The sequence below is a fragment of the Brucella sp. HL-2 genome (genome assembly GCF_025846885.2).
In the GTDB taxonomy this organism is placed as follows: domain Bacteria; phylum Pseudomonadota; class Alphaproteobacteria; order Rhizobiales; family Rhizobiaceae; genus Brucella; species Brucella quorumnocens.
In genome coordinates this window covers 248,309-261,611 of sequence record NZ_JAOYTK010000003.1, presented here as the reverse complement: position 1 = coordinate 261,611, position 13,303 = coordinate 248,309, and the positions used below count along the sequence as shown (strand labels likewise).

Sequence of the window (13,303 nt, the reverse complement as noted above, 5' to 3'; positions counted from 1 at the left end):
TTCTTATCAAAGTGCTGCGCGGATTTTCTCAGCATTTTCTGAAAGTATCGCTGCATCTTCCATTTTCCCGGTATGTGGCTTGAGTTCTACGCCTTCAAAACGTGGGATCACGTGAAAATGCAGATGGTAAACCGTTTGGCCTGCTGCAGGTTCATTGAACTGAATGACAGTGACACCATCGGCGCTGAACGCCTTCTTGACCGCATTGGCGATCTTCTGCACGGCCTGTATCGCTTCAGCCAACGTTTCAGGCTCCGCATCCAGCAGATTACGCGATGGCGCTTTGGGAACAACGAGCGTGTGGCCCGTTCCCTGTGGCATGACATCCATGAAGGCCACAACATGATCTGTTTCGTAGACGCGTGTTGACGGAATTTCGCCGCGCAGGATTTTGGCGAAGATGTTGTTGTCATCATAGGTGGCGGACATGCGATTCTCTCCAGTTCAATATTCTATCTATGTTGGCATTCATGTGTGTTTGAAAGGCGAATGCTCTTCCAGTCCTACATGTATCTGTTCGACCTCGCGGCGCTCGTGCTCCAGATAATCGCTAACTGCTCTGCGGAAACCCTCATGCGCAATATAATGCGCGGAATGGGTTGTAACCGGAACATACCCGCGGGCGAGTTTATGTTCACCTTGCGCTCCGGCTTCAACGACACGAAGTTTCCTGTCGATTGCAAAGTCGATTGCCTGATGGTAGCAGACCTCAAAATGGAGATATGGGTGATCCTCGATACACCCCCAGTGGCGACCATAAAGTGTGTCGCTGCCAATAAAGTTGATCGCGCCTGCAATATAGCGGCTGTCGCGGCGGGCCATGACGAGCAATATGTCGTCGGCCATCGTCTCGCCAATCAGTGAGAAAAACTTACGGTTGAGATAAGGGCGCCCCCACTTGCGGCTACCCGTATCGACATAGAACGCATAAAAATCGTCCCAGACCGATTCCGTCAGATCGCTGCCGGTCAACCAGTCGATTTCGATACCTTCGGACAAGGCATCGCGACGTTCTTTTTTGAGTGCTTTCCGTTTTCGCGAAACAAGTTCATTTAGGAAGTCAGCATATTCTGAAAAACCATTGTTTATAAAGTGGAATTGCTGATCTGTTCGATGCAGAAAGCCAGATCTTTCAAGTGATGAAATTTCGCTTTTCGGCGCGAAGGTCACATGGGCAGACGAAGCGCCGGTCTGGTCCGTCAATTGGCGTAGCCCGTTTGCGAGAGCAAGTTGAACCGCATCGGGTTCGAACTCTGCGTGATGGAGTAAGCGTGGCCCAGTTGCGGGTGTGAAGGGAATTGAGGCCTGAAACTTGGGGTAGTAGCGCCCACCAGCGCGTTCAAAAGCATCGGCCCAGCCATGGTCGAAGACATATTCGCCCTGGCTATGCCCTTTGAGGTAGTTCGGTACAGCGCCTATTAGGTAGCTCTTGTCATCTTCAAGGCGCAGGTATCGTGGCAACCAGCCCGCTTGCTGTGAAACGGACCCGGATTGTTCGAGCGCATTCAGAAAGGCGCGCGAAATAAAGGGATTGTAGTTTCCGCCTTGCCGGAAGGTTCCGGCAAGGTGGTTCCATTCGTCTTCCGAAAAATCGCCGATGCCTTCGACGACACGAAGAACGAAGCTTTGCTCTGTCTGCCTTTCGTCGTCGCTCATCGCCGGATTTTCCTATCAGGCAACCAAAGACCGGGGATCGAAACCTTCAAAGGTAATCTGATCCACGTTGAGATCGCTGTGCTTTTTCATCTCGGCGTCGCGGACCGTCCAGCTGATGACCGGAAGGTTGAGCTTTTCGCGAACAAAGCTGACAAACGGGTTTGGCAGGTGATGCACATTGTAAGACACGAACGAAATCTGATGCGCGAGCATCGAGAAGTGTGCTTCAAAATCCTTGATTCGCGTGCCTTCAGCAGTCAGTCCGCCGGGAATTCCCGGAGCGTCGCTTGCAAACAGACGGACCAGATGATGGTCGAAGGACATGATCGCAGCTTCTCCCTTATAGGAAGCGAGCTCCTTTGCGACAGCGGCGACCAGACCATCGTCACGGCCTTCAATGCCTTTAAGCTCGATGACAAGCGGCACACGACCAGCGACCAGATCAAGCATTTGGCGTAGTGTCGGTGCATGATCGCCAGTGCCACCAATACGCAGCTCGGTGGCATCCGCGAGTGTCAGGTCACTGATGCGACCATCTCGTCCGGTGAGGCGCTTGAGATCGTCATCATGGAATACGATGACGCTGCCATCTTTGGTGAGATGTACGTCGCATTCGATTGCAAAGCCCGCTTTTGCAGCAGCATCAAAGGCCGATAGGGTGTTTTCCCAGCGCACTTTGTTCAGATCGTGCAGTCCGCGATGCGCAATCGGCTGCTTTTTGAGCCATTCTGGTGAAGACATTTAGGCAACCTCAATGATTGCTTCGATTTCAACGGGAGCATTGAGCGGCAGGCTCGCAACACCGACAGCCGAGCGCGCATGCTTGCCCGCGTCGCCAAGGACCGCGACGAGCAGATCGGATGCGCCATTGGCAACAAGATGCTGTTCGACAAAATCGGCGGTCGACGAAACGAATACGGTGATTTTCACGATCCGCTTGATGTTGTTCAGGTCGCCAAGTGCAGCCTTTGCTTGCGCCAATATATTGACGGCACATGCGCGCGCTGCGGCCTGACCGTGTGCCACTGTGAGCACATCGCCAATCTGGCCGGTATGAACGAGTTTGCCATTTTCCAGCGGAAGCTGGCCCGATGTAAGCAGCAGAGAGCCCGTTTGTGCGAAAGGCACGTAGTTTGCAGCTGGTGCTGCGGCTTCTGGCAAAGATATACCCAGATTTTTAAGACGGCTGTCGATTGTGTCGGTCATTCTATTAATCCTTACTAACTTAATGCCTTTCGCACCCGATATATTGGATAGAATCGGTGAAGCTTTTGGGGAGGGTGCGTTTTTTGCCTCGCTTCCGCCATGAGTTTTTTTATCATGCTCCTCAACAGATCGGGAGATTCATGTATGCGTTTTTTGAGTATGGCATTTGCAGCAAGCGGAGCAGCGGCTTGCGTTTGGGGTAGCTCGGTCGGTATTGCCGCCGCTGCTTCGACGGTAACGTTGGTTCCGCATCGCGCAGTGTATGATCTCACGTTGGATCGTGCCGATGAGAAATCCGGGATCAGTGGGCTGACCGGCCGTATGGTCTATGAGTTCAATGGTTCAGCCTGCGAAGGTTATACGACGAATTTTCGTTTCGTGACGCGCATCGACATGGATGAGCAGCCGCAGCGTGTGACCGATCAGCAGACGACAACCTTTGAAAGCGGCAACGGCAAGGACTTCCGTTTCGTCAACAAGACTTTTGTCGATAAGGAACTGGTCAAGGAAGTGCGCGGCGATGCCAAGGTTGAAGACGGCAAAACGGTTGTCGCCCTGTCCAAACCTAAAGAAGACAATATCGATCTGAAGGCGACACAATTTCCGACGACTCATATGGAAGAGCTGATCGGCAAGGCGGAAGCTGGCGAACGATTTTACCAGACGTCATTATACGATGCGTCGGAAGATGCTGATCGTGTTGTCGCAACGACCGTTGTTGTCGGCAAGGAGCAGGAAGCCAAAAGCGACGAAACCAAAGCCATGGGCAAGTTCACGAAGGACAATGTCTGGCCGGTGACGATTTCCTATTTCGATGACAAGGAAAAGCAGGACGGGCTACCGATTTATCGCATTAATTTCAAGCTATACCGGAATGGCATTACGCGCGACCTAACCATGGATTATGGTGATTTTTCCATGCGCGGAAAACTGGTCAAGCTTGATGTATATGATGACAAGCAGCCAAGCGCGAGCTGCAAATAAGTTTATTAGAGCGGATTCAGTTTAGATAGATTGGTTGGAGACGCTCCAATTATTTGTTCTCCGCATCTCCAGAAAGCCGGTTCCCGCTTTTCTGGAGATGCTTTAATACAGTCTTTGGCGGTATAATGGTCACAAGGCTTGCATTTATTGGCGCGATAAGTTAACAGCGCGCCTATTCCACACACGGGATTGGGCTTTTGCAGGGAGAAATCCTGCTTCAGCCTCCGGTGGCGAGCAATCGCCTCAGCCCGTGGAGGTTCAACCGGAAAAGGAAAATACAGATGGCATTGCCTGAATTCAGCATGCGTCAGCTTCTGGAAGCTGGCGTTCACTTCGGTCACCAGACACACCGCTGGAATCCGAAGATGGCCCCATACATCTATGGCGACCGTAACAACATCCACATTCTCGACCTGTCCCAGACCGTTCCCCTGCTGCACAATGCGCTGAAGGTCGTTTCGGACACTGTTGCTCGTGGTGGCCGCGTTCTGTTCGTTGGTACCAAGCGCCAGGCTTCGGACATCATTGCTGATGCAGCAGCCCGTTCGGCTCAGTACTACGTTAATGCACGCTGGCTTGGCGGCATGATGACCAACTGGAAGACGATTTCGAACTCGATCCAGCGTCTGCGCAAGCTCGACGAAATTCTCTCGGGCGAAGCACACGGCTTCACCAAGAAGGAACGCCTGAACCTCGAGCGCGAGCGTGAAAAACTCGACCGCGCACTTGGCGGCATCAAGGACATGGGTTCGGTTCCTGATCTGATGTTCATCGTTGACACCAACAAGGAAGCAATTGCTATCCAGGAAGCAAAGCGTCTTGGCATTCCGGTTGTTGCTGTTATCGATTCGAACTGCAACCCAGACCAGATCGACTTCCCGATCCCAGGGAACGACGATGCTGCACGCGCTATTTCGCTTTATTGCGATCTGATTGCCCGTGCTGCTCTTGACGGCATTGCACGTCAGCAGGGCGCGCTTGGCATCGACGTTGGTGCACAGGCTGAAGCTCCTGTTGAGCCAGCTCTCGAAGCTCCAGCTGCAGGCGCATAATCAGCGCTTATGAATTTCATCCATCCGTCACATGACGGGTGGATAACTTCATTCGTTCCGACGCAATGAGCGTTGGTTAAAAGTTGGCACACCCATTCGGTGTGCCTTCGCTTTCGTGAAAGGCGACACAATGAGCATTTCCGCATCACAGGTTAAAGAACTCCGCGAACTGACTGGCGCAGGCATGATGGACTGCAAGGCAGCGCTTGCTGAAACCAATGGCGACATCGAAGCCGCTGTTGATTACCTGCGCGCCAAGGGCATGGCAAAGGCTGACAAGAAGGCTGGCCGTACGGCTGCTGAAGGTCTGGTTGGTGTTGCAGCTTCCGGCAACAAGGCTGTTGTTGTTGAAGTCAATTCCGAGACCGACTTCGTTGCTCGTAACGACGCTTTCCAGGATCTCGTTCGCAAGATCGCTCAGGCTGCTCTGTCGACCGATGGTTCGTCGGAAGCTGTTGCTGCAGCAGACATCGACGGCAAGTCGGTAACGCAGGCTGCGAAAGATGCAGTTGCAACCATTGGTGAAAACATCAGCTTCCGTCGCTCGGCGGCTCTTGAAGTTTCGCAGGGTGCAGTTGCTACCTACATTCACAACGGCGTTGCAGACGGCCTCGGCAAGCTCGGCGTTCTCGTTGCAATCGAAACGGCTGGCGACGTAGAAGCTGCAAACGCATTTGGCCGCCAGGTCGCAATGCACGTTGCTGCAATCAACCCGCTTGCACTGACTGCTGCTGACGTTGATCCAGCTGCTGCTGAGCGTGAAAAGGCTATTTTCATCGAGCAGGCTCGTGAATCCGGCAAGCCAGACAACATCATCGAAAAGATGATCGAAGGCCGTATGCGCAAGTTCTACGAAGAAGTTGTTCTTCTTTCGCAGGCTTTCGTTATCAATCCGGACCTGACTGTTGAAGCAGCGCTTAAGGAAGCTGAAAAGTCGATCGGCGCTCCTGCGAAGATCATCGGCTTTGCACGCATCGCTCTCGGTGAAGGCATCGAGAAGGAAGAAAGCGACTTCGCTGCTGAAGTTGCTGCTGCTGCCAAGGGCTAAACAGCCTTTTGGAGGTGCATCCGGTTTTCGTATGCGCTTCAATATTTGTCTTGCCACATTATCCTACGCAAAAGGCTTATGCAGTTTTGCTGGAAATGGGTTAAAAGGCTTTTGATTGTGAAGGGCATCGCGTGACAACGCGGTGCCCTTCGTGTATCGGAACCCCAATAGTAACAGTTGATCATGATCTGCGGAGAACACTCCATGTCCGTTAAGTCCGCCTATAAACGCGTTGTCCTCAAAGCCTCAGGCGAAGCATTGATGGGCAGTCAGGGCTTTGGCATCGATGTCTCGGTTGCCGATCGCATTGCCAGTGACATTGCTCAGGCGCGTGAACTGGGCGTTGAAGTGGGTGTCGTGATCGGTGGCGGCAATATTTTCCGAGGCGTTGCAGTAGCGTCCAAGGGTGGCGACCGCGTGACGGGTGATCACATGGGTATGCTTGCAACGGTGATCAATTCGCTGGCCCTGCGTACTTCGCTTCACAAAATCGGCGTGGATGCCGTTGTCCTTTCCGCCATAGCAATGCCTGAAATCTGCGAGAGCTTCTCTCAGCGCAAGGCAACTGCCTATATGGACGAAGGAAAGGTTGTGATTTTCGCAGGTGGTACTGGCAATCCTTTCTTCACAACAGACTCGGCCGCAGCATTGCGCGCAGCCGAAATTGGTGCGGATGCACTTTTGAAGGGCACGCAGGTCGATGGTATTTATTCGGCTGACCCGAAAAAAGACCCAACTGCAACGCGGTTTGACAAGCTCACACACAAGGAAGTTCTTGATCGCGGGCTCGCGGTGATGGATACGGCTGCTGTCGCCCTTGCGCGTGAGAACAACATTCCGATAATAGTTTATTCCATCCATGAAAACGGCGGCTTGGCCGATATTCTGCAAGGCAAAGGACGCTGCACGATCGTTTCCGATAAATAATCGGCTATCGATCGTTTGTCTTGTCGCGCACTGAAGGAGAACATGTATGAGCGATGTTTTTGACATCAACGACCTGAAGCGACGCATGGAAGGCGCAGTCAGCGCCCTGAAGCATGACCTTGGTGGTCTGCGTACGGGTCGCGCTTCTGCAAGCTTGCTCGAACCAATTACGATTACAGCTTATGGCGCTGAAATGCCGATCAATCAGGTCGCCAATATCACTGTGCCTGAATCGCGCATGCTTTCGGTTTCCGTATGGGACAAGAGCATGGTTGGCGCGGTTGAGCGCGCGATTCGTGAATCCGGTCTTGGTCTCAATCCAATCACCGATGGCATGACGCTTCGCATTCCACTGCCCGAACTCAATGAACAGCGCCGTAAAGAGCTGGTCAAGATTGCGCATCAATATGCCGAACAGGGCCGTATTGCAGCGCGTCACGTTCGCCGTGATGGTATGGATACGCTTAAGAAGCTCGAGAAAGACGGCGACATCAGTCAGGATGACAGCCGCGGCCTTTCTGAAAAGGTTCAGAAGCTCACTGACGATACGATCGCCGAAATGGATAAGATCGTTTCGGTCAAAGAAGGCGAGATCATGCAGGTCTAGTTTCTTGATTTCAAAGTTCGTGCGATTTCATATCATGATTGGAGCCGGACTTTGAAACCAAACGAAATTAGAAACAATTCGTTGCCAGTGTCTGGCAAGTTGTGAAATTCTGATTGTGTTTGTTCAAACGCTACAGATTTATGACGTTAGGCACTGGATTTGCATGATTTACCAATGAGGAGAGCTTCGCAATGTCCGATCCGCGCCACATAGCCATTATTATGGATGGCAATGGCCGTTGGGCGAAGGCGCGCGGTTTGCCGCGCAGCGCCGGCCACAGAGCCGGAGTTGAAGCTTTGCGTGAGACGGTGAGGGGCGCAGGTGATCGCGGTCTTGGCTATCTCACCCTTTTTGCGTTTTCTTCCGAAAACTGGTCACGCCCGAGCGGCGAAGTCGGCGATCTTATGGGGTTGCTGAAACTGTTTATCCGGCGCGATCTTGCTGAACTGCATCGCAATAATGTCCGGGTGCGGATTATTGGCGAGCGCGAAGGGTTGGCCTCCGATATTTGTGGATTGCTCAGCGAAGCAGAGACACTAACCCGACACAACGCGGGCCTTAATCTGATCATTGCCTTCAATTACGGTTCGCGCGATGAAATTGCGCGTGCCGTTAAAAGTCTGGCGCGCGATGTCGCGGCCGGCCTTCTTGATCCGTCATCGATTTCCGCTGATTTGATCTCTGCAAACCTGGATACTGCAGGTATTCCTGATCCAGATCTGATCATTCGCACGAGCGGCGAAATGCGTCTGTCGAATTTTCTGCTCTGGCAGGCGGCTTATTCCGAGTTTCTGTTTGTGCCGGGGCACTGGCCTGATTTCAAGCCTGCTGATCTTGATGCAGCTTATGAAGTTTTCCGTCAGCGCGAGCGCCGTTTCGGTGGCGTAGAAGCGCGCGACAAGCTCGAAGAGTGTTCAACCGCAATCGAATGCACTTCGGCAAAAGGTGCAGCGGTTTGATGCGGCCTATCAGCATAGAGCGCCGCGCGCCCGGTGGGATGCGTAAAGATCGTTCTAACAGTTTAAAGCATTTCCAGCAAAAGTGGGAACCGGTCTGGCGTTCGGAAATGCGTAAAAACAAATAGTTACAGCGGTTTCAACGATTCGATCTTAACTGGAACCGCTGTAAGTTAGCCGAAAGGTATCAATGTCAAATCTGCAAACTCGTATTCTGACCGCCATAGTTCTCGGCGCTGCGGCCCTCTGGCTGACCTGGGTAGGCGGGTTGGGTTTCACTCTGTTCTCTATCGCCATTGGTCTGGCGATGTTTTACGAGTGGACTGAACTCAGTGCGATAAAGCAGACTTCATTTTCTCGCATTTTCGGTTGGGTCTGGCTGCTTGCGACCTTCATTCTTCTAATTGTCGACCGGGGTGCTTTGCTGACAATTGGCGTGCTGCTTGCCGGTTGCATCATTCTATTGGCAACGCAGTGGAAGACAGGGCGCGGATGGCCTGCTGCTGGTCTTTTTTACGCTGGCTTTTCAGCTATCTCGCTTTCGCTGTTGCGTGGCGATGAGCCGTTTGGCTTCACAGCTATATGTTTCCTTTTTGCAGTCGTATGGTCGACCGATATCGCAGCCTATTTCAATGGGCGTGCGTTGGGTGGACCCAAGCTTGCGCCGCGCTTTTCGCCTAACAAGACATGGTCAGGGGCTTTGGGTGGTGCTGCGGCAGCCGTTGCAGGCGGCATTCTGGTTGCGTCACTGGTGGCAGCACCCGGTAGTTGGATCGTGCCGCTACTCGCTCTTCTTCTCTCTATCGTCTCGCAGATTGGCGATCTGGCTGAATCATGGGTTAAGCGGCAGTTCGGTGCAAAGGATTCCGGTCGTCTTTTGCCAGGACATGGTGGTGTTCTGGATCGAGTGGATGGGCTTGTGGCGGCGGCAGCGCTTCTGTACCTCTTTGGTGCTATTATCGCCGAGCCAGATGTACCATCTGCAATCTTTTTTAGTTTCTGAGCGCGTATGAATTCGTAGGAGTGGTAATTTGCAGGAGGCTCTGGCCTTTTTTATCGGCAGTGAAAGTCTGCTTGTCGGAACCATAATTCCATTTCTTTTTGTGCTGACGGTTGTCGTTTTCGTGCACGAAATGGGGCATTACCTCGTAGGACGCTGGTGCGGTATTGGCGCAAGCGCTTTTTCTATTGGTTTCGGACCTGAACTAATCGGCTTCACCGATAAGCACGGGACGCGCTGGAAGCTTTCAGCAATTCCTCTTGGCGGCTATGTGAAGTTTCTGGGCGATGAAAGTGCTACGAGTTCGCCTGTGGGTGTGGATAACTCCAATCTCAGCGCAGAAGAACAGAGTAGGGCATTCCATACGCAGCCGGTCTGGAAGCGCGCTGCAACGGTTTTTGCTGGCCCTGCATTCAACATCATTCTTACGGTTGTCATCTTCAGCGTGTTCTTTGCGTTGTATGGACGGCAGATTGCTGACCCGCTTGTTGCTGGCGTTCAGCCGGACAGTCCGGCTGCCGCAGCCGGTTTTGAGCCGGGTGATCGCTTTGTTAGTGTGAATGGGGAGAAGATTACAACTTTCTCCGATGTGCAGCGGATCGTTTCCGGGCGCTCGGGCGATGTGCTGGACTTCACTGTCGAGCGCGATGGCAAGATGGTCGATCTTAAGGCCACACCTGCACTCGTTGAACGTACAGACCCTCTGGGCAACAAGGTCAAGATGGGGGCGATTGGCGTGGAAACCACGCAGGCGGTCGGAAATTTCCGCCGTATTGAATATGGTCCGCTCGAATCAGTGGGGCAGGCGATTGTCGAAACCGGACATATCATCAGTCGCACTGGAGAGTTTTTTCAGCGCTTTGCCGTTGGTCGTGAAGATAAATGTCAGCTCGGCGGACCCGTGAAGATTGCCAATATGGCGGGCAAGGCTGCAAGTCAGGGATTTGATTGGCTTATCCAGCTGACTGCGATGCTGTCCATTGGCATTGGGCTTTTGAACCTGTTTCCCTTGCCGCCGCTGGATGGTGGGCATCTGGTTTTCTACGCCGTGGAAGCAATCAAGGGCAGCCCTGTGTCTGTTTGGGCGCAGGAAATTTTTTATCGTGTTGGATTCCTCGTTGTGATGGGATTCATGGGGTTCGTACTTTTCAACGACCTGTTTGCCTGCTAGATCACTGTCCGGCTGGTTGACGGGGAACTGGGTCGCGCTGCCAATATGGCGAGACTCTCTACCGCAAGAAGCGCTACTCACAGTGAAAGCTGTGTAGAGGCGTTAATCAGAAATGAACGTTGGGAGTGAGGACTGGAAAAGCGTAGTGATTTGTTTACCATAACCGTTAAATCGCGTGGCACGGATGTCACGCTGGTTGCTTAAGTAAACAGATTTTAACCGCGACGCTTGCTTGTATAGAAAAACCGGCTATTACGGTTGTATCTATACGTGCATTTCTGGGAAATTCGCCCCGGGGACAGAAAGAAACGAAGGTTCGGAAAGCCTATGACGGCAAGTTCTAAATTCTTTGGCGCCGCTTCAGCGCTCGCCATGTCGGTGGCTCTTGTAGCTTCGGGTACTGCTGCGCTCTCTCTGGCATCGGTAAATGCTGCTGAGGCCGCGGTCGTCAATCGTATTGAAGTGCGCGGCAATACGCGCGTCGATGCGCAGACAATCCGTGACAATATCGACATTCGCCCGGGCAAGGCTTTCAACAGCAATGATATTGATGCTGCTGTTAAGCGCCTTTTCGCAATGGGTTTGTTCTCTGATGTTCGCATCAACCAGTCTGGTGGATCGCTGATCGTTCAGGTGAGCGAACGTTCTGTTGTGAACAACGTCCTTTTCCAGGGAAACAAAAAGGTTAAGGATCCTGATCTGGCTCGCGCCGTTCAGCTCAAGGCCCGTTCGCCGTATGACGCGGCAACCATGGAAGCTGACAAGGAAGCCATCAAGGGTGCTTACGCGCATATCGGCCGCAGCGATGCGGTTGTAAATGCTCGTACCGTTGATCTCGGTCAGGGTCGCGTCAACGTGGTTTATGAAATCACGGAAGGTTCGCGCACCAAGATCGCTAACATTAATTTCGTTGGTAATAGTGCATACGGCTCGCGTCGTCTGCGTGACGTGATCTCCACCAAGCGCTCGAACCCGCTTTCGTGGCTGACCCGTAACGACGTTTATGATGAAGGTCGTCTGCAGGCTGATGAAGAAACGCTGCGTCGTTTCTACTACAACCGTGGTTATGCGGATTTCCGCGTACTTTCATCGAATGCTACGCTTGATCCATCGACCAACGAATACACGATTACGGTTACCGTTGACGAAGGTCAGCGCTATACCTTCGGTAATGTCGGCGTTGAAAGCACCGTTGAAGGTGTTGATACGCAGGCTCTTGGTGGTCTGGTCAAGACGCGCGAAGGCAAGCCTTACAGCGCTAAAGAAATCGAAGACTCCGTTACGGCTATCACGGAAAATGTTGCCGGTAGCGGTTACGCATTTGCCAAGGTCGAGCCGCGCGGTGATCGTGATTTTGACAATCACACAATCTCGCTCGTCTATAGTGTTGATCAGGGTCCGCGCGCTTATGTTGAGCGCATCGAAATCCGCGGCAACGACAAGACCCGCGATTACGTCATTCGTCGTGAGTTCGACATGAACGAAGGCGATGCCTTCAATCAGGTCATGGTCCAGCGTGCGAAGCGTCGTCTCGAAGCACTCGACTTCTTCCAGACTGTCAATATCTCCACTGCTCCAGGTGCAGAGCCTGATCAGGTGATTCTGGTTGTTGACGTTGTCGAAAAGTCGACCGGTGAATTCTCAATCGGTGGTGGTTACACGACCGGTGGCGAATCGCCTGGTGCACAGGTTGAAGCTGCTATTACCGAGCGCAACTTCCTCGGTCGTGGCCAGTTTATCCGAATCAGTGCTGGTGCAGGTCAGGACGAAATGCGTAACTACGCGCTGTCGTTCACCGAGCCATACTTCCTCGGCTATCGCATGTCGGCTGGTTTCGACGTATTCCGTCGCTCGTACCGCGTAGATAGCGGCGGTCGTTATGATGTTCAGCAGACGGGCGGCACGATCCGTTTCGGCTTGCCGATCACCGATAACTTCTCTGCTGGTCTGGCCTATAACCTCGTTCAGGAAAAGTACGACCTGTACGTTTCTGGTCCTGATGGTAACCCTGATCCAGATTACTACGCACCTGCTCTTATCGATGCAGCTGAATTCAGCCCATGGCTGCGTTCGTCGGTTAGCTACTCGCTAACCTACAATTCCATCGACGATATGAAGAACCCGCATGAAGGTATTTATGCGAAGTTCACGCAGGAATTTGCGGGTCTTGGTGGTGACGCGAAGTACGTCAAGACGACTTTCAAGGGTAATTACTACACCACGCTTATGCAGGAAGCTGACATCGTCGGTATGCTGGGTGTCGGTGGTGGTTACATCCACGAATTTGGTAATGACGGCGTTCGTATCTTCGATCTGTTCAAGAACAATTCGGATATGATCCGCGGCTTCAAGTTCAACGGCATTGGTCCTTATCAGGATGCGAACAACGGCAACCGCTACTGGATGGGTGGAACGACCTATTTCAACGGTACGGCTGAAGTTCAGTTCCCGATGCCGCTTGTTCCAGAAAGCCTTGGTATCCGTGGTGCTCTCTTTGCAGACGCTGCAACCCTGTATGGAAATGATACCACGGGTGTTAATGGCGACGACAAGAAGCTTCGTGCTTCGGCTGGTGTGAGCTTGATGTGGGCTTCGCCATTCGGTCCGTTGCGCTTTGACTACGCATTCCCTATTGCAAAGGCTGATACCGATAAGGTTCAGAATTTCAACTTTGGTGTTTCGACCAAGTTCTAATA

Annotated in this window: 12 protein-coding genes and 1 pseudogene; 9 read left to right on the top strand and 4 right to left on the bottom strand. The window is 52.6% G+C overall.

Annotated features, from left to right (window positions below; genetic code table 11):
* Positions 1-6 precede the first annotated feature (6 nt).
* The 4 genes from OIV19_RS07085 to OIV19_RS07070 are packed head-to-tail and all read right to left on the bottom strand — an operon-like array spanning position 7 to position 2,862.
* Entirely contained in the window at positions 7-429 is a 423-nt protein-coding gene (locus OIV19_RS07085; RefSeq protein WP_095446769.1) for an HIT family protein, read from the bottom strand.
* A 39-nt stretch (positions 430-468) separates the two neighbouring features.
* The gene (locus tag OIV19_RS07080) at positions 469-1,656 is read right to left on the bottom strand and encodes a GNAT family N-acetyltransferase (RefSeq protein WP_264231074.1); all 1,188 of its coding nucleotides are present in this window, start codon (positions 1,654-1,656) and stop codon (positions 469-471) included.
* Between the two features lie 15 nt (positions 1,657-1,671).
* Positions 1,672-2,397 (bottom strand): glycerophosphodiester phosphodiesterase, encoded by a 726-nt coding sequence (locus tag OIV19_RS07075; RefSeq protein WP_264231073.1) that lies wholly within the window; start codon positions 2,395-2,397, stop codon positions 1,672-1,674.
* Positions 2,398-2,862: a RidA family protein gene (locus tag OIV19_RS07070; RefSeq protein WP_095446766.1), complete on the bottom strand. Its 465-nt coding sequence runs from the start codon at positions 2,860-2,862 to the stop codon at positions 2,398-2,400.
* A 144-nt stretch (positions 2,863-3,006) separates the two neighbouring features.
* Between OIV19_RS07070 and eipB the strand changes: the two genes are divergently transcribed.
* The 9 genes and pseudogenes from eipB to bamA all read left to right on the top strand — a co-directional run bounded on the left by eipB (position 3,007) and on the right by bamA (position 13,301).
* Positions 3,007-3,846 (top strand): cell envelope integrity protein EipB, encoded by an 840-nt coding sequence (eipB, locus tag OIV19_RS07065; RefSeq protein ID WP_095446765.1) that lies wholly within the window; start codon positions 3,007-3,009, stop codon positions 3,844-3,846.
* 281 nt (positions 3,847-4,127) lie between these two features.
* Positions 4,128-4,898: a 30S ribosomal protein S2 gene (gene rpsB, locus OIV19_RS07060; protein ID WP_095446764.1), complete on the top strand. Its 771-nt coding sequence runs from the start codon at positions 4,128-4,130 to the stop codon at positions 4,896-4,898.
* Between the two features lie 130 nt (positions 4,899-5,028).
* Positions 5,029-5,946 carry a translation elongation factor Ts gene (gene tsf / locus OIV19_RS07055; protein ID WP_095446763.1) on the top strand — a complete coding sequence of 306 codons (918 nt, stop codon included), beginning with the start codon at positions 5,029-5,031 and terminating at the stop codon, positions 5,944-5,946.
* A 204-nt stretch (positions 5,947-6,150) separates the two neighbouring features.
* On the top strand, positions 6,151-6,873 hold the full coding sequence (gene pyrH, locus OIV19_RS07050) for a UMP kinase (protein ID WP_095446762.1): 723 nt from the start codon (positions 6,151-6,153) through the stop codon (positions 6,871-6,873).
* A gap of 46 nt (positions 6,874-6,919) precedes the next feature.
* Positions 6,920-7,480, top strand: a complete 561-nt coding sequence (gene frr / locus OIV19_RS07045) for a ribosome recycling factor (RefSeq protein ID WP_095446761.1) — start codon at positions 6,920-6,922, stop codon at positions 7,478-7,480.
* A gap of 179 nt (positions 7,481-7,659) precedes the next feature.
* A pseudogene (locus OIV19_RS07040) lies at positions 7,660-8,439 on the top strand (isoprenyl transferase); the annotation flags it as partial.
* Positions 8,440-8,626: 187 nt separating this feature from the next.
* Positions 8,627-9,439 carry a phosphatidate cytidylyltransferase gene (locus OIV19_RS07035; RefSeq protein WP_151093642.1) on the top strand — a complete coding sequence of 271 codons (813 nt, stop codon included), beginning with the start codon at positions 8,627-8,629 and terminating at the stop codon, positions 9,437-9,439.
* Between the two features lie 28 nt (positions 9,440-9,467).
* On the top strand, positions 9,468-10,607 hold the full coding sequence (gene rseP / locus OIV19_RS07030) for an RIP metalloprotease RseP (protein WP_095446758.1): 1,140 nt from the start codon (positions 9,468-9,470) through the stop codon (positions 10,605-10,607).
* A 327-nt stretch (positions 10,608-10,934) separates the two neighbouring features.
* On the top strand, positions 10,935-13,301 hold the full coding sequence (bamA, locus tag OIV19_RS07025; protein ID WP_095446757.1) for an outer membrane protein assembly factor BamA: 2,367 nt from the start codon (positions 10,935-10,937) through the stop codon (positions 13,299-13,301).
* Positions 13,302-13,303: the final 2 nt, after the last annotated feature.

Excerpts from the sequence above, each read along its gene's own strand:
- OIV19_RS07085 (WP_095446769.1), bottom strand. The coding sequence starts at position 429 with ATGTCCGCCACCTATGATGACAACAACATCTTCGCCAAAATCCTGCGC.
- OIV19_RS07080 (WP_264231074.1), bottom strand. The coding sequence starts at position 1,656 with ATGAGCGACGACGAAAGGCAGACAGAGCAAAGCTTCGTTCTTCGTGTC.
- OIV19_RS07075 (WP_264231073.1), bottom strand. The coding sequence starts at position 2,397 with ATGTCTTCACCAGAATGGCTCAAAAAGCAGCCGATTGCGCATCGCGGA.
- OIV19_RS07070 (WP_095446766.1), bottom strand. The coding sequence starts at position 2,862 with ATGACCGACACAATCGACAGCCGTCTTAAAAATCTGGGTATATCTTTG.
- eipB (WP_095446765.1), top strand. The coding sequence starts at position 3,007 with ATGCGTTTTTTGAGTATGGCATTTGCAGCAAGCGGAGCAGCGGCTTGC.
- rpsB (WP_095446764.1), top strand. The coding sequence starts at position 4,128 with ATGGCATTGCCTGAATTCAGCATGCGTCAGCTTCTGGAAGCTGGCGTT.
- tsf (WP_095446763.1), top strand. The coding sequence starts at position 5,029 with ATGAGCATTTCCGCATCACAGGTTAAAGAACTCCGCGAACTGACTGGC.
- pyrH (WP_095446762.1), top strand. The coding sequence starts at position 6,151 with ATGTCCGTTAAGTCCGCCTATAAACGCGTTGTCCTCAAAGCCTCAGGC.
- frr (WP_095446761.1), top strand. The coding sequence starts at position 6,920 with ATGAGCGATGTTTTTGACATCAACGACCTGAAGCGACGCATGGAAGGC.
- OIV19_RS07035 (WP_151093642.1), top strand. The coding sequence starts at position 8,627 with ATGTCAAATCTGCAAACTCGTATTCTGACCGCCATAGTTCTCGGCGCT.
- bamA (WP_095446757.1), top strand. The coding sequence starts at position 10,935 with ATGACGGCAAGTTCTAAATTCTTTGGCGCCGCTTCAGCGCTCGCCATG.